This is a genomic window from Streptomyces sp. Tu6071, from assembly GCF_000213055.1.
Lineage (GTDB): Bacteria > Actinomycetota > Actinomycetes > Streptomycetales > Streptomycetaceae > Streptomyces > Streptomyces evansiae.
The window spans coordinates 5,004,584-5,029,845 of sequence record NZ_CM001165.1; the positions used below are offsets into that span (position 1 = coordinate 5,004,584).

The window sequence follows — 25,262 nt, forward strand, 5'->3', positions numbered from 1 at the left end:
GAGCGCCAGGCCCACCGGCCCCACGCCCACCGAACCCCAGGCCCGCCGAGCCGCCGAGCCGCCACAGCCCGACGCCCGCCGAGCCGCCCGCAGCCCCACGCCCGCCTACCACCCGCACCCCCGCCTCCCCGACAGCCGCTCGCAGCCCACCCCCGCGGAGGCGAGCCGCCCCCGTCACACCCCCACCCGATGTTCCTCCAACCGCGCGAGCACCGCGTGATGTGCCTCCCACCCGTCCGGAAACCGCAGCTCGACCCCCAGCCGCACCGGCTCCGTCGAAGGGTGCGCGTCGAGCAGTTCGGCGACCCCGGCCCGGCACACCACGAGGCACGCGTGCCGGTGCCGGGAGGCGAGCACGCACAGGCGGCCCGTCTCCAGGTGGAAGTCCGTCGCGTCGGGACGCCCCGAGAGCGGGTGCAGGACGACGGTCACGTCGTACTCGCGGCCCTGGAGCCGGTTCGCCGTGTCCACGGTGACGTCCGTGACGTCGAGCGCCGCGAGCGCCTCCCGCACCGCCGCCGCCTGGTTGCGGTGCGCCGTGCCGACCGCGATGCGGGCCGCCGTGAGCGGCACCGCGTCCTCACCGGGCGAGACCGAGGTCCCCTCGCGGTCCAGGAGCCGCCGCACGAGGCGCGCGATCGCGCCCACGGCCTCCGGGTCGGTACGGGGCGTCAGCTTCGCGGGCAGTTCGAGCAGCCCCCAGCCGCCGCGCGCCGCCTCGTCGATCACGGCGTCGTACGAGGAGCCGTCGCCGGGCGCGGCGAAGCCGAGGCTCCGGTCGCCCGGACCCGTACCGCTGCGGAAGGGGGTGTACGGGTAGAAGGCGGCACTGACCAGCGGGGCGGCGGAGGCGGGCAGCCGCCAGGAGACCGGGAGGCGGTGCTGCGGGAGGTCCGGGTTGTGGGCGAGGAGGGCCGCGACGGCGGAGGCCGAGGGGTCGTGGGCGAGTCCCGCCCACTGGTCCGCGCCGACGAGCGCGAAGGGGTCGAGCTGCCCCGGGTCGCCGACGAAGAGGGCGCGCTCGAAGAGGCCCGCGACGGCGAGCAGCGCGTCCGAGCGCATCTGGTACGCCTCGTCGACGATCGCGTGCGGCCAGGGCTCCACATCCCGCACGTGCGCCCACTTCGCCGCCGTCGACACGACGACGGGCAGCTCCGCGAGGTCCCCGGCCCGGCTCGACTTCACGACCTGCGGGTACGCGTCGAGCGCGGCGTCGTACGCGTCCTGGTCGCTGCTGTGCAGGCGCCCCACCGGCAGTTCGGGGTCCTTCGCGACGAGCCGCAGCACGAGGTCGTCGACCTGGGCGTTCGTCTGCGCCACGATCATCAGCCGCCGCCCGGCCGCGACGAGTTCGCGCGCGGCGCGCACGACGAGCGTCGACTTGCCCGCGCCCGGGGGCGAGTCCACGACGACACCCCGGTGCGTCCCGTGCAGCGTGTCCGCGAGGATCGCCTCCGTCGCGCGCGCCGCCTCGGCCCCGGGGTCGAAGGCCACGTCGTCCCTCACAGCACGTCCTCCTCGGTCACCGCGTCCGGCGCCTCGGGCACGGACACCTCGCCCGGCGGCCCCCCGTGCGTCCACGGCGTCGCCTCCGCGTCCGGGACGCCGGGCCCCGGCCGCTGATCGTGCGGGAAGAGCGTGAAGCACAGCGTCTCCCCGGCTTCCGGCACCGAGCCCGCGTCCGGCTCCGCGCCGCGCCCCATCCGGTCCCGCACGGTGAGCAGCAGCGCCCCGTCCTCCGTGCGGCCGGTGAAGTCGGCGGTCTGCGGTTTGCCGTCGAGCACCCGGAACACCGGTGTCCGCTCGGCGAGTTGCGGCAGGTCCTCGGTGCGGACGGTGAGCACGGGGCGGGGGCGGGGCCTGCGGCCCTCGGTGTACGTCAGCTCGACGGACTCGACGGTCCCGTGGAACGCCTCGCCCGCGAGGCGCCGTTCGGCCATGACGAGCGGGTCGTCGAGCGCCTCCTGCGCGTCGAGCCGCGCCTGCTCGCGCTCGCGCGCGGCGAGTTTGCGCGCGGCCGTCACCGCGTCGTCGCGGCGCGGCTGCGGCGGCTCGCCCGCGGCGAGGCGGTCGCGGTGGCTCGTGTACGAGAGCCGGTCGCGCGTCCAGCGCTCCCGCGCGTACGGGGCCTCGGGCAGCGTGCGGAGCAGGTCGAGACCGTGCCACACGGCGTCCCACGTGGGCCGGGTCGCGCGCACGACGAGCTGCCCGACCGCGTGCTCGGCCTCGTGCAGGGCGGCGAGGAGCGCGTCGGCGCGCTCGGGGTCCTCGGCGGCGGCGAAGCGGAGCCGGGCCGCGTCGTAGCGCTCGATCGCGGGGGCGAGGAGCCTGTTGTCGAAGGCGGGGTCGGTCGCGGGGCCCGCCGGGGGGTGCCGCAACTGCCCCTGTTCGTCGCGCTCCAGCTCGGCGGCGAGCGCGGCGGCGGCCCCGTCGCCGCCCTCCGGCGGGTCGAGCCAGCCGAGGAGCGCGCCGAGGTGCTGCTCCTCCATCCTGCTCTGCCCCGTCGCCCAGTGCCGCCCGAGCAGCCCCGTCATCGGCAGCAGCAGCGCCGAGCCCGGCACCCGCGCCCGCTCCCCGAAGTGCGTGAGCCACCGCCCGAGCAGCGGGACCCGCGCGGGCGCCGGGTACGGCTCGTCCGGGTCCTGCTCGGCAGTCCGCCGGAAGCGCATCGAGCGCCCGAGCAGCCGCACGAACTCGACGCCCGCCGCACTCGGTACGAGCAACTGCGGTGCGTCCCGGCACAGTTCGGCCTCGACCGTGACCTTCTTGCCGCTCTCCGGATCGGTCTCCTTGCGCTCGACCGTCTCGACGTCGGACGCGAACGACTCGACGTACGGGAGCACTTCGGCCGCGAGCGCCGCGAGGAAGCCGAAGCGCAGCTCGCGGTCGCGCGGCTGCGGCACGTACAGCAGCCGGGGGCGCTCGCGCTCGGTCCCGACGAGCGCGCCGAGCGGGGCGCCGGTCTCCCCCGCCGTGGTGAGCGGGACGAGGACGAGCGGACGCTCCGACAGATGCCGGTGCAGCCGGGTGGCGAGCGGCTGCGCGCGGCCCGCGCGCACCGCTTCGAGCCGGGCCAGGGTGGCGATGAGCGACATCAGGCGGCCTCCCCGGCACGGGCGTCGTCCGGCGCGGTACGGGCCCGGGGCGCCGCCCACGGGAGCGCGCCGCCCGTCCGCGTACCGCCCAGCGCCTCGCCGCGCAGCCGGTGCGCCCGCCGCAGCGCGGCGACCGCCGGGTCCGCCGGGTCGCCCGTCTCGCCGTGCGCCGCCGCGAGGACCGCGCCGACCGTCGCGAGCCCGCCCAGCTCGCCCCGTACCGCCCGCCCGAGCGCCGTCACCTCGTCGCCCGAGCGGGCCGAGGCGCGGCAGTGGAAGGCGAGTTCGCACGCGGAGAGGCACTCCGGGGCGTACGCGGCGGGCACGGCGGCGACCGCCGAACGCAACTCCTCGGCGGGCAGCGCCGGGTCCAGGACCGTGCCCTCGGGGAGCGCGGCGAGCAGGTCGGGGACGCGCGTGAGCCGCGTGAGCTGGCGGCGCGTGACGGAGAGCTGTTTGCGGACGTCGACGGGGGCGGCGGTGGGGAGGTTGGAGAAGTCGCGCGGGCAGACGAGCAGCACCCGGTCCCGCACGCGGGCCGTGGGAACCGCCTCCGCGAGCCCTTCGAGGGCCAGCACGTACACCGCCGACTGCCGGGCCGCCGCGCCCACCTTCGCCGGATCGGCCGCGCCGTCGATCATCGGGAAGGACTTGATCTCGACGACCGTCCACGTGCCGTCGGGGGCCACGACGACCGCGTCCGGCTCCAGGTACGCGGGCGAACCGGCCACGTCGAGCGCGAGCATCGGGTGGTCGAGCAGCGTCCACGCCTCGCGCCCCGCCGCCTCGCGCAGCGCCTCGGCCGTCCGCCGCGTACGCGCCTCGGGGCCCCGCGCGGCGAGATCCGGTACGTGTCGGGAAGCGGGGGCCGGTGCGGGACCGCCGCCGAGCAGCGCGTGCGTGAGGCGCAGGAGTTCGGCACCGCCGTCCGCCTTGACGCGCGCCTCGAAGGCGTTGCCGCGCATGAACGCGAACTGGGACTGCCCGGCGTCGGAGGGCGCGCCGAGCGCGGTGGCGAGGGCGTTCTTGTCGATGCCCGCGCCGTCGAGCAGCGCGCGGCGGTCGCAGCCCGGGTTGGCGGCGAGCGCGGCGAGCGCGCGGGCGTCGAGCGGGCGTGGCGCCGTCCCGGGCCCGCGCAGCTCAGCGAGCCGCCGCCGGAGCCCCGCCGGGGCGCTCGGCAGCGAGCTGTCGCGGGGGTCGTTGCTGGGGTATTCGCTCACCCGGCGAAGTCTCGCATCCCCCACTGACAACACCCTCACCGCCGACACCTTCGCCGGTCGCGCCGCCGCCCACGGCCACCGTGTACGCGGTCCCGCCCGCGAGCAGCACGGGACGCAGCCGCCGCGGCAGCCGGGGCCGCAGCCACTCCCGTACCCGCGCCGCGCCGCGCAGCACCGGGCGGGTCAGGAGCGCGCCCGCGCCCATCACGGCGGCGCCCGCGAGCGCGTCGAGCAGGTAGTGGTTCGCCGTGCCCATCACGACGAGCGCCGTGATCGTCGGGTAGGCGATCCCCGCGGCCCGCATCCAGCGCGTGCGCGCGTGGCGCCACAGCAGGAATCCGCACCACAGGGCCCAGCCGACGTGCAGGCTCGGCATCGCCGCGTACTGGTTCGTCATGCCCCCGAGGCCGCGCGGCGCGCTCGCCTCGCCACCCCACCAGCCCCAGTCGCTGAACTGCGCCATGGTGTCGACGAAGCCGTGCCCCGCCGCGAGCAGCCGGGGCGGGCAGGTGGGCAGGAACGTGAAGCCGATGAGGCCGATGAGCGTCGAGGTCATGAGCCAGGTGCGGGCCGCGCGGTAGACGGTGTGCCGGGCGCGGAAGAGCCAGATCAGCACGAGCGGGGTGACGAGGTAGTGCAGCGAGGCGTACCAGAAGTCGGCCGGGATGCCGAGCCAGGGCTCGCGGGTGAAGAGGCGGTTGAGCGGGTGTTCGAGGTTGATGTGGAGGAACTTCTCCAGGCGGAGTATCGCGAGGCCGTGGCCTATCGCGTCCCGCACGTCGCCGCGGGCGAAGAGGCGGCCCGCCGAGTAGACCCCGTACAGAAGCGCGAGCAGGCATATCTCGCTCCACCAGCGCAGCCGCACGGGCCGCGCGGGGGCGGACGGCGGGGGCCCGGCGGGGGTGCGGGAGCCCGGGGGTGCCGCGGGGTCCGCCGGGACGGCGGGTATCGCGGGGTCCGTGGGTATCGCGGGGTCCGTGGGGGCGGGCGCTCCTTCCGGTTTCCTGCGTACAGGGCCGGGCCCGCGAGGGGCCTGGGCCTCGGTCTGCTGCATCCGCACGTTCTCCTCGCTCCGCCGCTTCCAGGCCGGGTGCCCGCGCCCGCCGCACCCAGACCTCGCTCCGGCGCGGCGGCCCACTTTACGTACGGATGCGGCCTTGTGGCGGGGGTGGCCCCCGCCTCGTGCGATCCTCGCGTGTCACGTGGGCTTTCGGGGCGGTTCTCCCGGGGTTTCCCCGGAAAGGTCACGCCGTCCGCGAAGAACACGGCCACACCGCCCAAGCGGGACGAACCCGCGCGGAGCGGGCGCCGGGGACTGCGCGATGATGGGGCGGCGCGCCGTCGACCCGTACGTCCCGCGCCCCGTCCCGCACCCGTACAGGAGAGACCCCGCCATGTCATCGTCGCCCGCCGCCCGCGTCCTGCTCGTCCGTCACGGGCAGACCGCCTGGTCCCGCTCCGGGCAGCACACGGGGCGCACCGACATCCCGCTGCTCGACGACGGCCGGCGGGACGCGGCGCTGCTCGGCAAGCGGCTGCGCGAGGAGCCCTTCGCCGGGCTCACGGACGCGGTGGTGCGGACCTCACCGCTCGCGCGGGCCGCCGAGACGTGCGAGGTCGCCGGGTTCGGCGGGCGCGCCGAGCCGTGGAACGCGCTCATGGAGTGGGACTACGGGGAGTACGAGGGACTGACCCCGGCCGAGATCCAGGAGCGCGAGCCCGGCTGGTTCCTGTGGCGTGACGGCGCGCCCGGCGGCGAGTCGGTCGCGGAGATGACGGAGCGCGTGGACTCGGTCGTGGAGTGGGCGCGGGCGGTGGGCGGCACGGTGGTGCTCTTCGCGCACGGGCACGTGCTGCGGGCGGTGTGCGCGCGGTGGCTGGACGAGCCGCTGGACTTCGGAGCCCGCATCCGGCTGGCACCCGCGTCGCTGTCGGTGCTGGACTGGGCGTACGGGCGCCCGGCGATCGACGTCTGGAACGATTCCGCCCACCTCTTTTGATGGCGTCGGCTTCGCCTCCGGGAGCGCCGGTGCCGGTGTCGAGTCACCCGACGTGCTCGGTCGCTCGTTCCTCGCGACCTGCGCACGACGGGCGCCTCGACACCGTCGCGCTCCCTTCGGCTCGGCCGACGCTGCTCGGCCCTGCGGGCCTCGGGCAGCTCAGGCCGCCGCCAGGAAGCTCGCCACCTCTCCCTTCGCCCCGTACCGGGCCAGGCGTCCGCGCGTTGCCCGGAGCATGGCGTCGACGCGGGAGGAGCGGACCTCGCGGTGGAGGAGGCGGAGGACGGCGCGGCCTGTCGTCGCCGCTTCCTCCGGGTGGTCGGCCGCGCTGAGGTTCTGGGCGAGTTCGGCGGTGTAGAGGGCCTGGTTGCGCGTCAGGTGCGGGGTGCGGCTCGCGGCGTGGGACGCGGCGCGGCGGGCGTGGGTGACGGCGCGGGGCCAGTCGCCGAGCGTGCTCCAGCACTGCGCTTCGAGCCAGTCCAGCTCCGCCTCGCTGTAGAAGCACAGCAGCCACTCGGGGTCGTCGGGCCCCGGCCCCTTCGCGTACAGCCGGTGGGCACGCGCGAGCGCCTCCTCGCAGGCCGCCCGGTCCGCGAGTCCGGCGCGTCCACTCGCCTCGCGCAGCGCGAGCAGCGAGAGGAGGCGCGGCGCGGAGATCCGCCGCGCGGCCCGCGCCCCCGCCTGCGCCGCGCGCACCGCCTCGCGCGGGTGTCCCGCGTCGCGCGCGAGGAAGGCGGAGTTGCAGAAGGCGTGCGCCTCCAGGCCCGCGTCGTCCGCGAGGCGGGCCGCCGCGAGCGCTTCGCCGTAGTGCGAGCGGGCCTCGGCGTGGCGGCCCGAGTCGTGGGCGAGCCAGCCCACCGAGATGGACAGCTCGCCCGCCGCCGCGTGCAGCCTGTCGCTCGTGGACTGCCGCGCGGTGCCCGCGTCGAGGAACGCGTGGGCGCTGCGCAGCACTCCGGCCGCCTGCTCGAAGATCCGGCCCGCGCCGTGCCTGTCGTCGAGGCGCCTGATCTCGCGTACCGCGTCCTCGACGGCGGCGACCTCCCGCTCGCCCGCCCGCTGCCCCGGGATCACCGGGGTCCGCGGCGCGGCCGCCGCCGTCCCGCCCGTCCCGAGGAAACCGGTCGCGAGTGCGCCGGCCGCTGCCGCCCCTGAACCGATGAACGCGCGACGGTGCACGTCGCTCTCCTCGTCGTGTCGGTACGGCTCGCCGTCGTCGGGCGCGTACCGGTGCCCGGCCGGTCGCGGCGCGCCCGGTCGCGGCGGCGCGTACGGCGGTTGCTGCTCGGGGGGCGCGGGGCGTGCCGCTCCGCGTCCCCGTACCGTCTCGCGCGGAGCGAAACCGAGGTCACTGAGTGTGTGCCCGGGAAAGAGGTGCAGGAACACTCGTTCGTAGGCGTAATTCGGGCAGCGGATCTCGCCGGCCTCGACCCGCCCGATGTACCGCGCGTCGCACGAGACCGCCTCGCCGATCTCCCGTCCCGCCCGCCGCACCCGTGCCGCGAACTCCCCCGGCGAGAGCCGCCCGCGCAGGGCGCGGAAGGCGGCGTTGGGCCGTGGAACGCGCTGCCCCGGGGAGTCCGGGTGCTGTGGGGGCGAGGCGGCGCCCCGTTGTCCGGTGGGCTCCTGGGACGAAAGCGGCTGCGGTGCCGACGAGGTCATGACCGGCCTTTCGTGCGGTACGGGGTCGGGACGTGGCGCCCGTCGAGCCGGGGCCACTCGTGTGCCGACGGAGCAGAAAGATACCCGCTGTGACCGGATCGACACAGGCAGTTCGCTGACGCGGGAGGAGCGGGCCATGATCCGCCATGAAATGCCATGCTTCCCGGTGGTGTCGTGCCGTAGCCCCCGACGGGGTGTGCGCGTTGGACGGTGCGGGGAACGAGGAGCCGCGCCCCCGGCCTGGCGGCCGGGAGGTGCCCCCCGGCTTCGCAGCGACCAAGGAGGGGTTCCCGTGCCGGAGTCCACTGCGTCCACCGATCCGATGTCCGCCCAGCCGCCGGTGGGCCCCCCGCCCGCCTGGGACCTCGTCACGGTCCCCGTGCGCCAGGGCCTCGAAGCGGTCGACATCCTGCGCCGCAGCACACCGCTGCTCGGGCCCGTCGTGCACGACGGGCCGTGCGAGACGCTCGGGTTCGTCGTCCCCGAGGGGACCGCGCGCGGCTGGGACGTGCCGGGCAGCGCGTGTACGGAGACGGCCGGGCGCGGACTGCGCCTCACGACCCCGCCGGACGCCTGCGGGCACACGGGCAACGCGACGGGCACGTGGCTGCTGCCGCCCGAGGAGAGCGGCGAGTCGACGGACCCGGCGATCCTGCGCCACGCGCTGGGCGAGGCGGCCCGCACGATCGAGGCGGCGGACGGCAGGCGCTGACCCCCCGGAGGGCCCCGGGCCGAGGCGCGGTCCCGCCCCGGTCCACGCCCTCGCGGCACCCCGGCAGGCCCCACGCACCTACGTCCGACGCGCCCTTGTGCCCGGAGCACACCTTGTGCCCGGCCCCGCGAAGTCCCCGCCGACCAGCCCCCTTACTGCGCGAAGACGCCCTCCGGCGGCGCCGGTGACCGTTTCGCCGTGTCGTCCCGCACCGCCGTCGCCCCGCCCGTGAAGTCCCGCAGCGCGCGGCCGTGTTCGACGCGGCCCGGGTGGGGGTCGGAGGCGACCGCGCGGGTGTAGGGGGCGAGGGGGAGCGGGACGGCCGAGGCGCCGAGGACCGCGTTGCCGAAGTGCTTGCCGCGCAGGACGGCGGGGTCGGCGGCGAGGGCCAGCTCGGGGAAGACCTCCGCAGCCGTCGCGATCTGGCCGCGCAGGAAAGCGAGCGGCGGGCCGTCGGTCAGGTTCGCGACGTACGTGCCCGCCGGGGCCAGCACGCGGCGGATCTCGCCGAGGTATTCGGTGCTCGTGAGGTGCGCGGGCGTGCGGGCGCCCGCGAAGACGTCCCCGATGACGAGGTCCGCCCAGTCCTCGGGGAGCTTGGCGAGCACGTCGCGCGCGTCGGCGGCCCGTACCCGTACCCGCGCCTGCGGATCGAGGGGGAGGTGCTCGCGCACGAAGGCGGTCAGCGCCGCGTCGACCTCGGCGACCTGCTGCGTCGAGCGCGGGCGGCTCGCGGCGACGTACCGCGCGAGCGACAGCGCGCCGCCGCCGAGGTGCAGCACCCGCAGCGGGCGCCCGGCCGGGGCGACGAGGTCGGCGAGGTGACCGATGCGGCGCTGGTAGGCGAAGTCGAGGTGCCGGGGCGCGTCGAGGTCCACGTACGACTGCGGGGCCCCGTCCAGCGTGAGCGTGAAGGCCCGCGCACGCCCGCGCTCGGGGACCAGCTCCGCGCGCCCGCCGGCCACCTCGGCAGTGAGCCGCCCGGCCTCGTTCCTCTTCCGTGCCATCCGAACATTTTACGGGGGCCGCGCGAAGCCCCCGGGTCACGCCCGCCCCGTACCAGCGGTCCCACCCGTCCCTATCGCGCCAACCACGTGCCCGCCAGGGCCGTTTGGGCCCTTCCGGGGGACCCCTGCCCGCCGGATGGGCTACCGTCCCTGCCTATGGCGCGTGTGCTCGTGGTGGAGGACGACCCGTTCGTGCGTTCGGCCCTGATCCGGCACCTGTCGGAGGCCGCGCACGCGGTGCGCAGCGTGGGCACGGCCCTGGAGGCGCTGCGGGAGGTCGCCCAGCACGAGGTGGATCTCGTCGTACTCGATCTGGGCCTGCCCGACCTCGGCGGGGCCGAGGCGCTGCGGATGCTGCGCGGCCTCACCAACGTGCCCGTCATCGTCGCGACCGCCTGCGAGGACGAGGCCGAGATCGTCCGCCTCCTCAACGAGGGCGCCGACGACTACCTCGTCAAGCCCTTCTCCACCACCCACCTCCTGGCCCGGATGACCGCGGTGCTGCGCCGCTCCCGGCCGGGCCGCGAGGAGCCCGCCGGGGTCCTCACGGTGGGAGGGCTGCGCATCGACCCCTTACGCCGCCGCGCCGAACTCGACGGCGCGGTACTGGAGCTGACGCGCCGCGAGTTCGACCTCCTCGCCTTCCTCGCGGGCCGTCCGGGGGTGGTCGTCCCGCGCCGCGAACTGCTCGCCGAAGTGTGGCAGCAGTCCTACGGCGACAACCAGACCATCGACGTGCACCTGTCCTGGCTGCGGCGCAAGCTCGGCGAGACGGCGGCGACCCCGCGCTACCTGCACACGCTGCGGGGGGTCGGCGTGAAGCTCGACCCGCCCCTGCGGGAACTCGACCCCTCCGTGCGGGAACTCGACCTCGCCGCCGGGGAACTCGACCTCGCCGTCCCGGAACCCGACCACGCCGCCCCCGGTCTCGACCCCTCCGTGCGGGAACTCGATCCGCCCCCGCGGGACCCGGCGCCGCCCCCGGTCCTGCCCCTCCCGCCCCGCGCCTGAGCCCCGGCGCGGCGGGTGGTCGCACCCGGCGGCGCGGACCGGTCGCTCACTTCTCGTGGAGTCGGAGGTTTCCTCCGGTGAGCGGGGGGCACCCGGTTCGTGACGGAACTTACTGGACCAAACGGACGGAGCGCGACATGGCCGCGGACGAGAAGACCCAGGCGAAGACCGAGCAGGCCAAGGGCAAGGTCAAGGAGACGGCCGGTCGCGCGGTCGGCAACGAGCGCCTCACCGCCGAGGGCCGCGCCGACCAGGTCAAGGGCGACACCCGCCAGGCCAAGGAGAAGATGAAGGACATCGCCAAGGACTGACGCCCCTCCGGGCATCCGCCCTCCCCGGCCCGTCCGGGGAAGGAGCGCGGAGCCCTCGGTGTGCCGTGATCGCGGGTGGTGGCCCCGGAAGACTCTTCCGGGGCCACCACCCGCTTCTCGTGCGCCCGCCCGCGGGTCAGCCCGAGGTCGCCCGCCGCCACTCCTCGGCGTACTCGTCGAAGACGGCCCGCACGTAGTGCCCGATCCGCAGGTAGTCGAGGTCGTCGAGGTTCGCGAGCGAGACCCGTACCGACCACTCCGGGCCGTCGAAGCCCCCGCCGTTGAGGAGGACCACGCCGGTCTGCTCGGCGAGGCGGAAGAGCGGGTCGATGGGCTCGTACGTGTCCTGGAGGTAGCGCGCGAACTCGGGGCCGCGCGTGCGCTCGGCCTCGGCGAGCAGGTCCAGCTCGATGTAGTACCCGGCCCGCAGCGGGTCCTCGGCGATCTTCATCTCGGCGCCCTCCAGGAGGAGCCGCAGCCGGTCGGCGACGATCCCGCGGATGCGGTGCTTGTACGCCTGGCCCTCGTCGAGCAGGTCGAAGAGCGAGAAGAGCGTCATGAGGACCTGCTGCGGCGTCGAGAGCCCCGCCGTGTGGTTGAGCGCGACGTCCCGCGAGTCGGCGACCATGCGGTCGATGAAGCGCATCTTCCCCGGTTCGAGCGTGAGCGTCCCGTACCGCTTCGCGAGCCGGTCCTTCGCCTCCTCGGGCAGCGCGGCGATCCGCCGGTCGATCACGTTGTCGTCGTGGAGCGCGATGACACCGAGCCGCCAGCCCGTCGCCCCGTAGTGCTTCGAGTACGAGTACACGAGCAGCGTGTTGTGCGGGAGGTCGGCGGCGAGCGAGGTGAAGCCCTCGACGAAGGTCCCGTAGACGTCGTCCGTCACGACGACGAGGTCCGGGTTGGGCCCCGCGACGATGTCCTTGAGCTGGTTCCTGACCCGCTCGCTCAGCGCGAGCGAGGGCGGGTTGCTCGGGTTGACGAGGCACACGAGCCTGATCGAGGGATCGGCGAGCTTCGCGACCTCCTCCTCCGGGTAGCGCCACTCCCTGACGCCCTCCTCCGCGAACATGCTCGCGCGGACGAGGACGACGTCGAAGTCGAAGGTGTCGAGTGCGGGGATCTCGATGTACGGGGTGAAGACCGGCACCATGAGCGCGATGCGGTCGCCCTTCTTGACGACGTCGTTCTTCAGGAGCGAGTCGAAGATGTAGCACATCGCGGCCGTGCCGCCCTCGGTCGCGAAGAGGCTCACGTTCCCTTCGGGCAGCGTGCCCCCGTACATCTCCTCGCCGAGGTACCCGCGGATGATCTGCTCGGCGCACGGCAGGATGCGGTCCGGGACGGGGTAGTTGTCGCCCGTGATGCCGTCGGCGAGTTCGTGGACGAGCGTGTCCTTGTCGAGCCCGAAGCGCCGCCGCGCCTCCTCGACGCACCGTTCGAGCAGTTCCGTGCCCGGGAGTTCGGGGTGGCGGCGCAGGAAGGAGTCGAAGCGCCCGCCCGCGCCGCGCGCCTCCGGCATCCCGCCGAGGTGGTCGGCCGTCCACACGCGCTTCGACTCCTCCAGCGCGAAGTAGCCGAGTGCGTGGAAGGCTTCGCGCGGCCCGGTCGCGATCCAGTTCGGGTTGCCGCGGCCCGCGTTGAGCATCTGCGTCTGCGAGGTGCCCTTCTGGCCCGGCTCGTCCTCCTGCTTGTGCTGGGCGAGGTCGATGAAGACGTTCTTCAGCTCGAACGGGCTGAGCTGCCCGTACCGCCTGATCTGCTCGCGGCTGTAGCCGGAGGAGTGGTCGACGGCGCGGGATGCGGGCTGGTTCATGGCGTACTCCTTGAGAGGGACCCGTACGGAATCTCAGTGGTTGAGCAGGACGATGACCGCGCCCCAGATCGTCAGCAGCACGTTGCTGAAGGCGTACGGCACGGTGTAACCGAGCGTCGGCACCTGGTTCTTCGCCGCCTCGTTGACGGCGCCGATCGCGGCCGTCGTGGTCTGGCCGCCCGCGAGCACGCCCATGAGGAGCGGGAAGCGCAGGTGCTGCACGTAGTGGCCGAAGAAGAAGCCGACGAGCAGCGGCACGAGCGTCGCGATCGCGCCGAAGAGCAGGAGCCCCCACCCGGCCTTCGCCAGACCGCTCGTGAAGCTCGGCCCCGCGTTGAGGCCGACGACGGCGATGAAGAGACACAGTCCGAGCGTGTCCATGAACCACTGCGCGCCGGGCGGCACGTTTCCGAAGGTCGGGTAACGGCCCCTGATCCAGCCGAAGACGAGCCCCATGATCAGCGCCCCGCCCGAGGTCGACAGCGAGATCGGCACCCCGCCGAGGGTCAGCGCGGGAATCCCGATGCAGCCGCCCAGCACGATGCCGAGCCCGACCCAGATCATGTCCGTCGCGAAGCTCGTGGGGACCGGCTTGCCGATCGCCCTCCCGGCGGCCGGCACGAGCCGCTCGGGCCCCTTGAGGATCAGCGTGTCGCCCCGGCTCAGCTTCGTCGCGAGGCGGTACGGGTACAGCGCGCCCGAGCGGTACATCTCGTCGATGTACACGCCGACCATGAACGGCTCCTCGCGCAGGTCGCCGATCGTCTCGCCGATCCGCGTCTTCTCCGAGACGACGACGTGCAGCGATTCGGTCTGGTACGTGAGGAGGTCGGAGTCGTCCGTCTCGGGACCGATGTGCGTGCGCGCGTCGAACGCGACGAGCGAGCCGCGCAGCGCGCTCACCGCGAGCGTGTCGCCCTGCCGGAGCCGGAGTCCCTGGTCGTGCGGGAGGACCTTCCCCTCGCGTCTCACCCTCGTGAGGTAGATCCGGTGGCCGAGGTGGTCCTGCTGCCGCTCGAACTCCTCGATCGTGCGGCCGACGAGATCGGGCCGCTCCAGGCGGTAGGCGCGCAGGACGATCTCCTGGTAGCCCTCGCCGAGATCCGGGTTCTCGTCGGGCGCGTCCAGTGCGCGGGCGAGGGCGGCGGCCTCCTTCGGCATGTCGACGCGGTAGATCCTGGGGAGGACGTTCGCGAGGAGGACGGCGCACAGGATCGTGCCGAGCGGGTACGTCACCGCGTAGGCGATCGGGACGAGGTTGGACTGCTCCTTGAGCTGACCCGGCGAGAGGCCGGGCAGGTGCGAGATGGCGTCCTGCGCGACCCCGATGACGGCGGACTGCGTGAGCGCCCCGCCGAGCAGGCCCGCGCCGAGACCGGGCCCGTACCCGAGCATCTTCGCGAAGGCCCACGTGATGCCGAGCCCCGTCAGGCACACGACGAGCGCGTTGAGCACCTGCGGCAGCCCGTCCTTCTTCAGGCCGCGGAAGAACTGCGGCCCGACGCGGTAGCCGAGCGCGAAGAGGAACATCGTGAAGAACAGGTTCTTCACCGTCTGGTCGATGCCCACCTTGAACTGGGCGCCGAGGAACAGCCCGACGATCAGGCAGCCGGTGACGCTGCCGAGCGCGATCGCCTTGTACCGCAGCTTGCCCACGAGGAAGCCGAGGGCGACCGTGAGGAAGACGAGCAGTTCCGGGTAGGGCCGGAAGATGTCGCGGTTGAGGAAGTCGATCATCAGGACCCCAGGACTCCCACGAGGATCGGCCCGGTGAGGGGCAGGAGGAAGTTCGAGAGGGTGTAGGTGATCGTGTAGCCGATGAGCGGTACGGAACTCTTCGAGACCTGTGTGATCGCGGTGATCGCCGGGGTCGAGCACTGCTGGCCCGCGATGGCCCCGATGAGCAGCGGCTTGTCGAGCTTGAGCAGCTTGAGCCCGACGAAGAGCGAGATGCAGGCCGGGATCAGGACCATGCCGATCCCCGCGAAGGGCAGCAGCGCTCCGTACTGCTTGATGAGCGGCCACGCCTGCGGGCCCGAGTCGAGCCCCGTGCAGGCGATGAAGACCGCGAGGCCGAGGTCCTTGAGCGTGCTCGCGGCCTGCGGCGGGAAGGCGCCGAAGGTCTGGCTGCGGTTGCGGAACCAGCCGAAGACGAGCCCCGAGACGAGGCAGCCGCCGCCGGTGCCGAGGGAGAGCGGGATGTCCCCGATCCGCACCACGACCTGCCCGAGCAGCGAGCCGAGCGCGATGCCGAAGCCGATGTAGATGAAGTCGGCGCTCGAGTTCTTGACGACCGAACCGAGCTTCTTCGTCAGCCTGTCGAGCCCGGAGCGCGCCCCGACGAGGGTCAGCACGTCCCCGCGTCTGAGCACGGTCTCCGGGGCGGCGGGCAGGTCCTGATCACCCCGTACGACATCGGTGACGTACACCCCGTCTCGCAGGAACTCCGGGTGGTCGTGCTGGAGCTGGTCGACCGTCCTGCCGGTCGTCGCCTTGTCCGTGAGCGAGATCTGCCGCGTCGCGAGCGGCGAGTCGAGCCCCGGCACGGAACCGGTCTCGGGCCCGATGTGCCGCCCCGCCTCGATGGTCGCCCCGCGGCGGCCCACGACGAGGAGGAGGTCGGAGAGGGTGAGCCGCAGTTCGGGGGCGGGCGTGAGGATCTTGCCGCCGCGCTTGATCCGCTCCACGGTGACCCGCTGCCCGCTCGCCGCCTCGATCTCGCCGACCGTCCTCCCGTCCGCGTGCGTGACGAGGTACGTACGGCCCACCGTGGAGGGCAGCGCCTCGCGCTCGTCCGACTCCAGGGCCGGTGCGTCGCCGCGCATCTTCGCCCACAGTTCGCGCGAGGCGTCGGCGAGGTTGATGTGCATCAGGAGCGGCAGGATCTGGCTCGTGAAGAGCACGATCGTGATGAGGCCGAAGAGGTAGCAGACGGTGTACGCGGTGGCCACGTGCCCCTGGTACTCGCTGATCTGGTGCGCACTCAGGCCCGAGAGCTTGCCGATCGCCTCGGTCGCGGTGCCGACGACGGCCGATTCGGTCGCGGCCCCGGCGAGGATGCCGGAGGCGGTCCCGATGTCGAGGTCGAAAGCCTTCGCCAGCACGTACGCGATGACGAGCACCGTGACCAGCTCGATGAGCGAGAGCACGCCGTAGCGCAGCCCGCGCCGGTTGAGGTTGGCGAAGAACTGCGGGCCCGCCATGTAGCCGAGCGCGAAGATGAAGATCGCGAAGAAGATGGTCTTCACGTCGTCCCCGACCGAGACGTGCCGCGTGCCGAGCAGCAGCGAGACGATGAGCGTCCCGCAGATGCCGCCGAGCGTGATCGGCCCGACGTGCAGCTTGCCGACGAGGTAGCCGACGGCGAGGCACAGGAAGAGGGCGAGTTCGGGATGGTCGCGGATGATCCCCATACGCTCAGCCGGGGGTGGTGAAGGAGAATTCGGACATAGGGGAGAAATTAGCAGCGCGGCTCGGGGGAGACGGGGGGCGCGCGGGGGGCGTGCGGGGCGGAAGGATGTACGGGCACGGGGCGGCCTCGGGCGCCTACGGGTGGGGGGTGCGGGGTCTTACGCGGGCGGAGCGGCCGGGGCGCGGGGGCGGTGGCGACGGGGTCGCCGGGGCGGCGGCCACCGGATGCGCGGGCCCGTGGTCGGCCCGGTTCGCACCGCGTGGGCGCAGCTCACCGGGCGGACCCCCCTCCCGCCGGGCGCGCCCCATGCGCACAATGGGCGCGCGCGGGTACCGGAGTCGGGACGTCCCGTACGGCAGGGCGAGTGGTGGGAGAGTGCGATGACGCGGGTGAAGCGGGGCGCGGGACGGCCGACCCTCGAGGAGGTCGCGAGCCGCGCGGGCGTGGGGCGCGGCACGGTCTCGCGGGTCATCAACGGCTCGCCGAAGGTCAGCCCCCGCACACGCGCCGCCGTCGAGGCCGCCGTGCTCGAACTCGGCTACGTGCCGAACACCGCCGCCCGCGCGCTCGCCGCGAACCGCGCGGACGCGATCGCGCTCGTCGTCCCCGAGCCGCAGACCCGCTTCTTCGCCGAGCCGTACTTCTCCGACATCGTCCTCGGCATCGGCAGCGCGCTCGCCGACACGCCGCTTCAGCTCCTGCTCACCTTCGCGGGCGGCGAGCGCGAGCGCGGCAGGCTCGCCGGTTACCTCGACGCGCACCGCGTCGACGGCGTCCTCCTCGTCGCGGTCCACGCCGACGACCCGCTCCCCGACCGCCTCGCCGAACTCGGCATGCCCGCCGTCATCAGCGGCCCCCGCTCCGCCGCCGAGACGCTCCCCTCGGTCGACTCCGACAACTACGGCGGCGCCGTCGCCGCCGTCCGCCACCTCCAGAGCCGGGGCCGCCGCCGCATCGCCCACATCACGGGGCGCCTGGAGGTCTACGGCGCCGAGCGCCGCCTCGCCGGCTACCGCGCCTCGATCGAGGGCGAACCCCTGGTCGCCGAGTCGGACTTCACGGAGGAGGGCGGCCGTCGGGCGATGGCCGAACTCCTCGACCGCGCCCCGGGCCTGGACGCCGTCTTCGCCGCCTCCGACCTCCTCGCCTCCGGCGCCCGCCACACCTTGCGCGCCGCGGGCCGTCGCATCCCCGAGGACGTCGCCCTGATCGGCTTCGACGACAGCGCGATCGCCCGCCACCTCGACCCGCCCCTGACCAGCGTGAGCCAGCCGACGGCGGAGATGGGCCGCGTGATGACCCGCATGCTCCTCGACGAGATCGCCGCCCGAGCCGCCGGAGCCGGCACCCCGGCGGGAACAGCGGGCCGCCAGACGGTGCTGGCGACGCGGCTGGTGGTCCGGGAGTCGAGCTGAACCGCTCGGGCGGTCGCGAAGCACGGCCTGCGCCGGGGCGCGGGCGCGGGTGCGGCGCGAGAGGGACGTGCACGTGTAGGGACGTCATCGACACGGCGCGTCGGGGGAGTTGCCGCGCGCGACCGCGTTTCGGGAGTGTGCCCGTACGGGTCGTCGACGCTTCGGCCCGGGGGCTCCCGGGGGCGCCGTTCCCCCCGGCCCCGGACGAATTCGGCCCGGGGTGAGCCGGGCCGGTCGCGGTAAAGAGGGATCGGTGGGGGCGAGGTCACTCCCGGGACGTCAGGACGCGTGCTCCGTCACGTCCTCCACGACCTTCTTGTCCAGGGCCGCGCGGACCAGTGCCGCCGCGAAGGTGGCCGGGTCGTCGGTGAGGCGGGCGAGGCGGTGGGGGTCTTCGGGGAGGCCCAGGCGGGCGGCTCCCTGGAGGGCCTTCGGGTCGAAGCGGGGGGCGTATTCGGGCCAGACGGACTGGGCCTCACGGAGGAAGATGTCCACGCCCGTGGGGCCGATGCCCGGGACCTCGCGGAGTTCCGAGGCGAGCGCCTTCTCGTCGCCGTCCGCCTTCTCGCGGGCCTTGCGCAGGTCTCCCGACCACTCCTCGCGGATCAGGCCCGCGCCCTCGCCCAGTTGGGTCGCGGTGCGTTCGTCGTAGCGGCGGTAGTGGCCCTCGCCCAGCGCGTCCACGCGCTCCTGCCAGCTCGCCCCCTCCATCGCCTTCGGTGAGCGCAGGCCGTGCGCGAAGAGTGCGCGGGCCGCCGCCGTCGCCACGTCCGCGCGGATGCGGGCGGACAACAACAGGCTCAGGACGAGGAGTTGGTAGAGCGGTTGGGGGGTGTCGCGCAGGGTGATGTCCGCCTCGACCGCGTAGGTCGTGCCGTGGCGGTCGAGAAGGGTCGCGGCGGTGCCGGCTTGCGTCACTTGTCTCAGTCCTCTCCGTTCAGTCCTCTTCCGCCACCTGCCCCAGCGTGCGGCCCGTACGGGCCGAGCGGGCGCGGTGCGGGTCGGGGGTGCCGTGGCCCTCGCCGGGGCGTACGCCCTTCTCGCGGGCCTTGATCAGGAGCCACGCCTCCTCGCCCTTGCCGCCCGTGCGGAAGCGCGTGAGCGCGTACTCCCCGCGGAGCTTGTCGCCCTCCAGGCGGAAGGTCGCGTGGCCGGAGGCGAGCGCCTCGTCGAAGGGGAGGGGGTGCCCGCGCTTGTCGTGGCTCAGGGGCTCGTACGTGCCCTGGTCCCAGACGAGGACGGTCCCGCCCCCGTACTCGCCCTTCGGGATCACGCCCTCGAAGGTGCGGTACTCCATGGGGTGGTCCTCCGTGGGGACCGCGAGGCGCTTGTCGCTCGGGTCGTCCGAAGGGCCCTTCGGCACCGCCCACGACTTCAGGACCCCGTCGACCTCCAGGCGGAAGTCGAAGTGCATCCGGCGCGCGTCGTGGATCTGGACGACGAAGAGCGGGTGCGCCTTGGCGTCCGCCGCGAGCGAGCCCGTGCCGGACGGTTCCCGGGTGCGGGTGAAGTCCCGCTTGTGACGGTAGGTGCCGAGCGGTTCCATGGAGCGGGCCCTTTCCGGCGGTGGCGGCGGTCCGGTCCCCCGGTGTGCCCCCCGTCCTCCCAGCATGACGCGCCGGGCGCGGACCCGCCTCCGGACGGGGAAGAGGCCCCGCGGGAAGCGGGTGGAGGCCCGGTGGGAAGCGGTGGACGCCCGGTGGGAGCCCCGCGAACGGCTACGGCCTCGGCCAGGATCTGCCGCTCAGCCTCTCGATGTCCGTGTTGAAGCGGCGCAGGTAGGACGCGAAGGCGGCGATGTCCTCCTCCGGCCAGTCCCGCATGATGCGGTCGAGCGAGGTGATCAGGCCCTCGCGTTCCTCGGAGAGTTGGCGCTCGCCCTCCGCCGTGAGGCGGAACTTGCGGGCCATGCCGCCGGCCGGGTCCGGGATGCGCTCGATCAGGCCCGCGCGCGTCGCGGCGGCGGTCTGGCGGTTGAGGGTCGAGGCGTCGAGGCCGAACGCCTCGCTCAGCTCGCCGATCGACATCGGGGCGCCCTGGATGTGGATGCGGCTCAGCAGGACGTAGGCACTGCGGTCCATGAGGCCGTCCTGGCGGCGGCCTCCGCCCCGGCCCAGGTACCCGTGTCTGCTCAGCAGCAGTTGTTCGTACTCGACCTCGGCCGTCGGCCGCACGTGTCACCTCCGCACGTCACTGGGCCTTCATCCTCCCACGCGGGGGTCCGCGCGGCTTCGGCATGTGCACGTTACATACGGCATGTACGATGCACAGCCTGCGTACTCCGAACACCAGCCCGAGGACTTCTCCCATGAGCACCGTGGACCCCGTGGACACCGCCCAGCCCCCGCCCCACAGCAAGGGCGTCGTCGCCACTCTGGCCTTCGCCGGGATCGTCGCCGCGATCATGCAGACGCTCGTCACGCCGCTCCTCGCGGACCTGCCGCAGATCCTGCACAGCACCCCCGGCAACACCGCGTGGGTCATCACCGTGACCCTGCTCACCGGCGCCGTCTGCGTCCCGGTGGTGGGGCGCCTCGGCGACCTCGTCGGCAAGCGGCCGATGCTGCTCATCTGCTGTGCGCCGCTCATCGCAGGTTCCGTCGTCTGCGCGCTCTCCTCCTCCGTGCTGCCGATGATCGTCGGGCGCGCGCTCCAGGGGATGGGCATGGGCGTCGTGCCGCTCGGCATCGCGCTGCTCCGGGACGTCGTACCGGCCGAGCGGCTGTCCTCGTCGATCGCGATGGTCAGCGCCTCGATGGGGATCGGCGGCGGCCTCGGCCTGCCGATCGCCGCGGCCGTCGCGCAGTACGCGAACTGGCGCGTCCTGTTCTGGGGCTCGGCGGTCCTCGCCGCCGCCGTCACCGCGCTCCTGTGGGCCCTGGTGCCGAACGTCCCGGCCGGTGCGCGCGGTCAGCGCTTCGACCTGCCCGGAGCGCTCGGTCTCGGCGCGGGGCTCGTGTGCCTGCTGCTCGGCATCTCCAAGGGCGCCGACTGGGGCTGGGGCTCGGCCACGACGCTCGGGCTGCTCGGCGCCGCGGTCGTCGTGCTCCTGCTGTGGGGCGTGTGGGAGACCCGCACGAAGGACCCCGTCGTCGACCTGCGCACGACCGCGCGACCCCGCGTCCTGCTCACCAACGCCGCCTCGATCTTCACCGGCTTCGGCATGTACGCCTCGATGCTCGTGCTGCCGCAGTTGCTCCAGTTCCCGGAGGCGACGGGGTACGGGCTCGGGCAGTCGATGCTCGCGGCGGGGCTGTGGATGGCGCCCGGCGGCATCATGATGATGTTCGTCTCGCCGCTCGGCGGGAAGCTCTCCAACGCGCGCGGCCCGAAGTTCACGCTGGTCAGCGGGGTGCTCGTGATCGCGGCCGGGTACGGGCTCTCGCTCCTGCTCATGGGCTCGGCGTGGGGCGTCATGGTCGCGCTCATGGTGATCAACAGCGGCGTCGGGCTCGCGTACGGCGCGATGCCGGCGCTCATCATGGGCGCCGTGCCGCTCTCCGAGTCGGCGGCGGCCAACGGCTTCAACGCGCTGATGCGCTCGCTCGGGACGTCGATCGGCGCGGCCGTCGTGGGGGTCGTCCTCGCGCAGCTCACGACGGACTTCGGGGGCCATGTGCTGACCTCGGAGAACGGGTTCAGGACCGGGCTGCTCGTCGGCTGCGGGGTCGCGCTGCTCGCGGGGCTCGTCGCGGCGGCCATCCCGTACCGGCGGGAGGCGGAGGGGCCGCGCGCGAGCGGGGCCGTGCGGGTGGAGAGCCGCGAGGCGGTCGCGGAGGGCTGAGCCCGTCCGCCGACCGCGGCCACGCGTGGAACAGGGGCGCCCCGAGCCGTACGGAACCGGCTCGGGGCGCCCCTGCCACGTACCCCGGTGCCCTCGCGCACCCCCGTCGCGCGCGGACCCCCGGGGCGGACCGTGGGGTCAGGAGAGCAGGAGGACGACTCCGGCCGCGACCGAGACGGCCGACGTGGCGCCGTGCACGCCGAGGTACGCCGCGGCGGGGCCGCCGCTGAACCGGACCGCGAGCGCGTCGGCCCCGGCGGCGAGCGCGCCCGCCAGCGTCATCCAGCCCGTCAGGTGGTCGCTCGCGCCGAGCAGCGCGATCAGCAGCATGAGCCCGAGGGTGATGTCGCGGTTCCCCTTGACGGAGGCCCAGGCGCGGAAGGCGGGCAGCTCGGCGGGGGTGCCGGGGATGCCGAAGTCCGTCGCGGCCCGCGGGGTGAACTGGAAGCGCGCCCCGATGAGCATGATCCCGACGGCGATGACCCAGACGATGACGGTGGCGGTGGTGGTGAGGGCGGTGGGCATGGCGGACGTTCCCCCTTCGGTCGGCGCCGACCCCGTGTCGAGCGCCGCTCTATTCGCTAGCAATGCTAGACATAGCATTGCCTGCTTGTCTAGCGGCGCTAGACTTCGGAGCATGTCCATCACAGCGAACCGTCGCGAACGTGAACGAGCCGAGCGCCACCGGCTGATCCTGGCCGTGGCAAGGGAGTTGGCCGAGACCGAGGGCTGGGAGGCGGTCACCACGCGCCGCCTCGCGGAACGGGTGGAGTACAGCCAGCCCGTGCTCTACAGCCATTTCAAGGGGAAGGACGCGATCGTCGAGGCGGTCGCCGAAGAGGGTTTCGCCGAGCTGGGCGACCTGCTGCGGCGGGCGCGCGCGGAGGCGGGGCCGGGGCGGCGGAGCGGGGTACGGGCGGTGAGCCGCGCCTACCTGGACTTCGCCGTCGAGCACGAGGCGCTCTACCAGGCGATGTTCGTCATGCCGACCGGGCTGAAGTTCGCCAGCGAGGAGACGCCGGAGGTGCTGCGCAGCACCTTCAACGCCTTCGTGGAGGCGCTGCCCGAGGAGACGGAGACGCGCGAGGGACGTGCGGAGCTGCTGTGGGCGGCGCTGCACGGCATCTCGGTGCTGTCCGCGACGGGAAGGGTCCCGGCGGAGCACGGCGACGCGCGCCTCGACCTGCTGATCGACGGGATCGTGCCGGGGGAGTGAGAAGGCGGTACCGGGGGCTGGGCCAGGCCCGGCTCAGCCCCACACCGCCCGCGCCACCATCAGCCCCACGGCCACCGCGCCGAGCCCCGAGAGCACCGTGGAGGCCGCGCTGCCCGCCGCCCGGACCATCTGCCCCGTACGGGCGAGGTGGACGGTCTCCCAGGAGAAGGTCGAGTACGTGGTGAGCGCCCCGCACAGGCCCGTGGCGACGAAGTCCTCGTACCGCGCCCCGCCCTCGCCCGTCATGAGCGCGCCGGTCAGCACGCCGAGGAAGAGGCAGCCGAGGGTGTTCGCGGTGAAGGTGCCCCACGGGAACTCGGTGGACTGGCGGCGCTGCACCGCGCGGTCGACGAGGAAGCGGGTGGGCGCGCCGAGCGCGCCGCCGAGCACGACGAGCAGCCAGTTCACCGGACCGCCCGCCGGGTGGGGGCGCCTCGCCGTGCGAGGGCGAACCGCCGCGTGAGGGCCGAGGTGAGGGCCACGGCCGCGAGCGCCGCGCACAGCGTGCCCGCGTAGTAGGCGAGCGCGATGCCCGCGCGGTCGAGGCGCGCGAGCCGTTCGGTGTCGGCCGCGTACGTGCTGAGCGTCGTGAAGCCGCCGAGGAAGCCGGTGGCGAGGAAGGGCCGCACGAGCGGCGGCGCCTGCCACACCTCCATGAAGAGCACGACCACGACCCCCATGGCCGCGCAGCCGGCGACGTTCACGGTGAAGGTGGCCCACGGGAAGCCGTCGGGCGGCGCGGCCCAGGCGCGCTCGACGGCATACCGGGCCGCCGCGCCGAGCGCGCCGCCGAGCGCGACGACGGCGACGGTCGGGAGGAGCGAGAGGACGCTCGCCCGCCGGTCCCGGGCGGCCACGTCCATGTCGGTGGGGAGCAGCCGCTCGCCGTCGTGGGAGGGCGGGGCGGGCGAGGCGGAGGCCGGACGGGGGGCCTCGCGGGGGCCCGCGGCGCCCGGGTCGCTCTCGCGGGGGGCGTCGGCCTGCGGGTCGCCGCTGTGCGGGTCGCCGTCGTGCGGGTCGTCGTCGTGCATCGCGGGCCTTCCGGGTGGGGGCGAGGGGCCTACGGCGGGACGGGGGAGGGACGACGGGTCCGGGAGGGGGCGGTCCCGTACGGGAAAGGGGCGGGCGCCCACCGCCCGGTGAACGCCCGCCCCGCCCCGTCGCCGCCCCCGGCCGCGCGTCACGCGTCGGCGGACGGCAGCTTCCAGTTCGGCCTCGGGAAGTGGCACGTGTAGCCGTCCGGGTAGCGCACCAGGTAGTCCTGGTGCTCCGGCTCGGCCTCCCAGAAGTCGCCCTCGGGCTCGACCTCGGTCACGACCTTGCCCGGCCACAGTCCGCTCGCGTCGACGTCCCTGATGGTGCGCTCGGCGGTCTCGCGCTGCTCCTCGTCCGTGTAGAAGATCGCGGAGCGGTAGCTCGAACCGATGTCGTTGCCCTGCCGGTCCTTCGTGGACGGGTCGTGGATCTGGAAGAAGAACTCCAGGAGGTTCCGGTAGCTGGTGCGCTCGGGGTCGTAGAGGATCTCGATCGCCTCGGCGTGCCCCTCGTGGTTGCGGTACGTCGCGTTCGCGACCTTGCCGCCCGTGTAGCCGACCCGGGTCGAGACGACCCCGGGCTGCTTGCGGACCAGGTCCTGCATCCCCCAGAAGCAGCCGCCCGCGAGGACCGCCTTCTCCGTCTGCGCCATGCCGTCATCCCTCTTCAGTCGTAGCCTGCCGTCCGCGCACGGCACACCGTCCGCGGCTCCTACCTTGCCGTCCCGCGCGCGAGCGCGCACACCAGGGACCGCCGGGGCCCTGCCCCGCCGAGCCGTACGCGCGGGTGCCCGAGCGTCCGCGACGTGGTCCGCCGCGTACCGCCCGCCTTGACTGAACACCGGGACCACCGCCTCGTATGCCCCTGTCCCCGTCCCCCGGGCCGTCCCGGCGCGACCTCGCGCCGGGACGCCTGCGCGAGACTCCCGCGGCGAGCGCGGACACAGCCCCCGAAGCACCGTCAAACCCCTGCGAATGCGGCCTTCGACCCAAGCCGACTTCGACTTGAACATGTTCAAGAAGGGGTCTACCGTCATCGACGACGGCACTTTTGAACGCGTTCAAGTGTTCAGCCGGTTCGGGAAAGAAGGGTGGGGCAATGGACCTCACGGTTGTCACGTACGTCGTGTACCTGGCCATCAGCGTCGGGCTCACGGTCTGGGTCGCGCGGACCCTCAGCAGCAACGGGCGGGTCTTCCTCGCGGACGTCCTCAAGGGGAACGAGCCGCTCGCCGACGCGGTGAACCGCCTGCTCGTCGTCGGCTTCTACCTCGTCAACCTCGGGTTCGTGGCGCTCTACCTGCGCTCGGACAGGGCGGTACGGGACGCGTCGGGCGTCTTCGAGGCGCTTTCCGTCAAGCTCGGTGTCGTCCTGCTCGTGCTCGGTGTCCTGCATCTGGGCAACGTGTACGTGCTCAACAAGATCCGCCGCAGGGGCGTCATGGAGCGCGACCAGCGCCCGCCGGTACCCCCGCAGCAGTGGCTCGCCCCGGGCGCCGGGGCGTGACGGGGGAGCGGGGGCGGGGCGCCGGGGCCGGGGACGCCCCGGGGGTCCCGGGCCCCGGGG

Annotated in this window: 24 protein-coding genes; 8 read left to right on the forward strand and 16 right to left on the reverse strand. The window is 74.0% G+C overall.

Annotated elements, in window-relative coordinates:
* Nucleotides 1-174: 174 nt before the first annotated feature.
* The 4 genes from STTU_RS21045 to STTU_RS21060 are packed head-to-tail and all read right to left on the reverse strand — an operon-like array spanning nucleotide 175 to nucleotide 5,369.
* Nucleotides 175-1,506 (reverse strand): AAA domain-containing protein, encoded by a 1,332-nt coding sequence (locus tag STTU_RS21045; protein ID WP_043255864.1) that lies wholly within the window; start codon nucleotides 1,504-1,506, stop codon nucleotides 175-177.
* The gene (locus STTU_RS21050; protein WP_007826555.1) at nucleotides 1,503-3,095 is read right to left on the reverse strand and encodes a hypothetical protein; all 1,593 of its coding nucleotides are present in this window, start codon (nucleotides 3,093-3,095) and stop codon (nucleotides 1,503-1,505) included. The genes STTU_RS21045 and STTU_RS21050 overlap by 4 nt, the downstream gene beginning before the upstream one ends.
* The gene (locus STTU_RS21055; RefSeq protein ID WP_052862394.1) at nucleotides 3,095-4,315 is read right to left on the reverse strand and encodes a hypothetical protein; all 1,221 of its coding nucleotides are present in this window, start codon (nucleotides 4,313-4,315) and stop codon (nucleotides 3,095-3,097) included. Before STTU_RS21055 ends, STTU_RS21050 begins: the two co-directional genes overlap by 1 nt.
* Nucleotides 4,236-5,369 (reverse strand): phosphatase PAP2 family protein, encoded by a 1,134-nt coding sequence (locus STTU_RS21060; protein WP_234019283.1) that lies wholly within the window; start codon nucleotides 5,367-5,369, stop codon nucleotides 4,236-4,238. The genes STTU_RS21055 and STTU_RS21060 overlap by 80 nt, the downstream gene beginning before the upstream one ends.
* 340 nt (nucleotides 5,370-5,709) lie before the next feature.
* Between STTU_RS21060 and STTU_RS21065 the strand changes: the two genes are divergently transcribed.
* Nucleotides 5,710-6,315 carry a histidine phosphatase family protein gene (locus tag STTU_RS21065; protein WP_007826562.1) on the forward strand — a complete coding sequence of 202 codons (606 nt, stop codon included), beginning with the start codon at nucleotides 5,710-5,712 and terminating at the stop codon, nucleotides 6,313-6,315.
* 159 nt (nucleotides 6,316-6,474) lie between these two features.
* On the opposite strand, the gene STTU_RS34300 is transcribed toward STTU_RS21065, so the two are convergent.
* On the reverse strand, nucleotides 6,475-8,115 hold the full coding sequence (locus tag STTU_RS34300) for a hypothetical protein (RefSeq protein ID WP_007826564.1): 1,641 nt from the start codon (nucleotides 8,113-8,115) through the stop codon (nucleotides 6,475-6,477).
* Between the two features lie 184 nt (nucleotides 8,116-8,299).
* On the opposite strand from STTU_RS34300, the gene STTU_RS21075 reads away from it, so the two are divergent.
* The gene (locus tag STTU_RS21075; protein WP_010284382.1) at nucleotides 8,300-8,689 is read left to right on the forward strand and encodes a hypothetical protein; all 390 of its coding nucleotides are present in this window, start codon (nucleotides 8,300-8,302) and stop codon (nucleotides 8,687-8,689) included.
* Nucleotides 8,690-8,841: 152 nt separating this feature from the next.
* Here STTU_RS21075 and STTU_RS21080 read toward each other — a convergent pair whose 3' ends face one another.
* Complete coding sequence (locus STTU_RS21080; RefSeq protein ID WP_007826569.1) at nucleotides 8,842-9,696, reverse strand: spermidine synthase; 855 nt, start codon at nucleotides 9,694-9,696, stop codon at nucleotides 8,842-8,844.
* A 156-nt stretch (nucleotides 9,697-9,852) separates the two neighbouring features.
* On the opposite strand from STTU_RS21080, the gene STTU_RS21085 reads away from it, so the two are divergent.
* Together STTU_RS21085 and STTU_RS33330 are read left to right on the forward strand one after the other, a co-directional pair.
* Nucleotides 9,853-10,707, forward strand: coding sequence for a response regulator transcription factor (locus tag STTU_RS21085; protein WP_007826577.1), 855 nt, complete (start codon nucleotides 9,853-9,855; stop codon nucleotides 10,705-10,707).
* A gap of 137 nt (nucleotides 10,708-10,844) precedes the next feature.
* Complete coding sequence (locus STTU_RS33330) at nucleotides 10,845-11,018, forward strand: CsbD family protein (protein WP_007826582.1); 174 nt, start codon at nucleotides 10,845-10,847, stop codon at nucleotides 11,016-11,018.
* Nucleotides 11,019-11,154: 136 nt separating this feature from the next.
* On the opposite strand, the gene STTU_RS21090 is transcribed toward STTU_RS33330, so the two are convergent.
* The 3 genes from STTU_RS21090 to aspT (STTU_RS21100) are packed head-to-tail and all read right to left on the reverse strand — an operon-like array spanning nucleotide 11,155 to nucleotide 16,247.
* The gene (locus STTU_RS21090) at nucleotides 11,155-12,834 is read right to left on the reverse strand and encodes a bifunctional aspartate transaminase/aspartate 4-decarboxylase (protein WP_007826584.1); all 1,680 of its coding nucleotides are present in this window, start codon (nucleotides 12,832-12,834) and stop codon (nucleotides 11,155-11,157) included.
* 33 nt (nucleotides 12,835-12,867) lie between these two features.
* On the reverse strand, nucleotides 12,868-14,571 hold the full coding sequence (gene aspT / locus STTU_RS21095) for an aspartate-alanine antiporter (RefSeq protein WP_043255866.1): 1,704 nt from the start codon (nucleotides 14,569-14,571) through the stop codon (nucleotides 12,868-12,870).
* A complete protein-coding gene (gene aspT, locus STTU_RS21100) occupies nucleotides 14,571-16,247 on the reverse strand; it encodes an aspartate-alanine antiporter (protein WP_007826586.1) in 1,677 nt (558 codons plus the stop codon). The genes aspT (STTU_RS21095) and aspT (STTU_RS21100) overlap by 1 nt, the downstream gene beginning before the upstream one ends.
* 379 nt (nucleotides 16,248-16,626) lie before the next feature.
* On the opposite strand from aspT (STTU_RS21100), the gene STTU_RS21105 reads away from it, so the two are divergent.
* On the forward strand, nucleotides 16,627-17,661 hold the full coding sequence (locus STTU_RS21105; protein ID WP_007826588.1) for a LacI family DNA-binding transcriptional regulator: 1,035 nt from the start codon (nucleotides 16,627-16,629) through the stop codon (nucleotides 17,659-17,661).
* A 279-nt stretch (nucleotides 17,662-17,940) separates the two neighbouring features.
* Here the strand turns inward: STTU_RS21105 and STTU_RS21110 are convergent, their stop codons facing one another.
* The 3 genes from STTU_RS21110 to STTU_RS21120 all read right to left on the reverse strand — a co-directional run bounded on the left by STTU_RS21110 (nucleotide 17,941) and on the right by STTU_RS21120 (nucleotide 19,835).
* Nucleotides 17,941-18,579 carry a hypothetical protein gene (locus tag STTU_RS21110; RefSeq protein WP_007826589.1) on the reverse strand — a complete coding sequence of 213 codons (639 nt, stop codon included), beginning with the start codon at nucleotides 18,577-18,579 and terminating at the stop codon, nucleotides 17,941-17,943.
* A gap of 19 nt (nucleotides 18,580-18,598) precedes the next feature.
* A complete protein-coding gene (locus STTU_RS21115) occupies nucleotides 18,599-19,207 on the reverse strand; it encodes a DNA polymerase ligase N-terminal domain-containing protein (RefSeq protein ID WP_007826590.1) in 609 nt (202 codons plus the stop codon).
* Nucleotides 19,208-19,379: 172 nt separating this feature from the next.
* The gene (locus STTU_RS21120) at nucleotides 19,380-19,835 is read right to left on the reverse strand and encodes a MarR family winged helix-turn-helix transcriptional regulator (RefSeq protein ID WP_007826591.1); all 456 of its coding nucleotides are present in this window, start codon (nucleotides 19,833-19,835) and stop codon (nucleotides 19,380-19,382) included.
* Between the two features lie 134 nt (nucleotides 19,836-19,969).
* On the opposite strand from STTU_RS21120, the gene STTU_RS21125 reads away from it, so the two are divergent.
* Complete coding sequence (locus STTU_RS21125) at nucleotides 19,970-21,445, forward strand: MFS transporter (RefSeq protein WP_007826592.1); 1,476 nt, start codon at nucleotides 19,970-19,972, stop codon at nucleotides 21,443-21,445.
* 138 nt (nucleotides 21,446-21,583) lie between these two features.
* Here the strand turns inward: STTU_RS21125 and STTU_RS21130 are convergent, their stop codons facing one another.
* Nucleotides 21,584-21,970 (reverse strand): DUF4267 domain-containing protein, encoded by a 387-nt coding sequence (locus STTU_RS21130; RefSeq protein ID WP_007826593.1) that lies wholly within the window; start codon nucleotides 21,968-21,970, stop codon nucleotides 21,584-21,586.
* Nucleotides 21,971-22,082: 112 nt separating this feature from the next.
* Between STTU_RS21130 and STTU_RS21135 the strand changes: the two genes are divergently transcribed.
* The gene (locus STTU_RS21135) at nucleotides 22,083-22,661 is read left to right on the forward strand and encodes a TetR/AcrR family transcriptional regulator (protein ID WP_007826594.1); all 579 of its coding nucleotides are present in this window, start codon (nucleotides 22,083-22,085) and stop codon (nucleotides 22,659-22,661) included.
* Nucleotides 22,662-22,694: 33 nt separating this feature from the next.
* Here the strand turns inward: STTU_RS21135 and crcB (STTU_RS21140) are convergent, their stop codons facing one another.
* The 3 genes from crcB (STTU_RS21140) to msrA all read right to left on the reverse strand — a co-directional run bounded on the left by crcB (STTU_RS21140) (nucleotide 22,695) and on the right by msrA (nucleotide 24,348).
* On the reverse strand, nucleotides 22,695-23,069 hold the full coding sequence (gene crcB / locus STTU_RS21140) for a fluoride efflux transporter CrcB (protein WP_010271314.1): 375 nt from the start codon (nucleotides 23,067-23,069) through the stop codon (nucleotides 22,695-22,697).
* Nucleotides 23,066-23,692 carry a fluoride efflux transporter CrcB gene (gene crcB, locus STTU_RS21145; protein ID WP_007826596.1) on the reverse strand — a complete coding sequence of 209 codons (627 nt, stop codon included), beginning with the start codon at nucleotides 23,690-23,692 and terminating at the stop codon, nucleotides 23,066-23,068. The genes crcB (STTU_RS21140) and crcB (STTU_RS21145) overlap by 4 nt, the downstream gene beginning before the upstream one ends.
* 149 nt (nucleotides 23,693-23,841) lie before the next feature.
* Entirely contained in the window at nucleotides 23,842-24,348 is a 507-nt protein-coding gene (gene msrA / locus STTU_RS21150; protein ID WP_007826597.1) for a peptide-methionine (S)-S-oxide reductase MsrA, read from the reverse strand.
* 446 nt (nucleotides 24,349-24,794) lie between these two features.
* On the opposite strand from msrA, the gene STTU_RS21155 reads away from it, so the two are divergent.
* Nucleotides 24,795-25,202 (forward strand): hypothetical protein, encoded by a 408-nt coding sequence (locus tag STTU_RS21155; RefSeq protein ID WP_007826598.1) that lies wholly within the window; start codon nucleotides 24,795-24,797, stop codon nucleotides 25,200-25,202.
* Nucleotides 25,203-25,262: the final 60 nt, after the last annotated feature.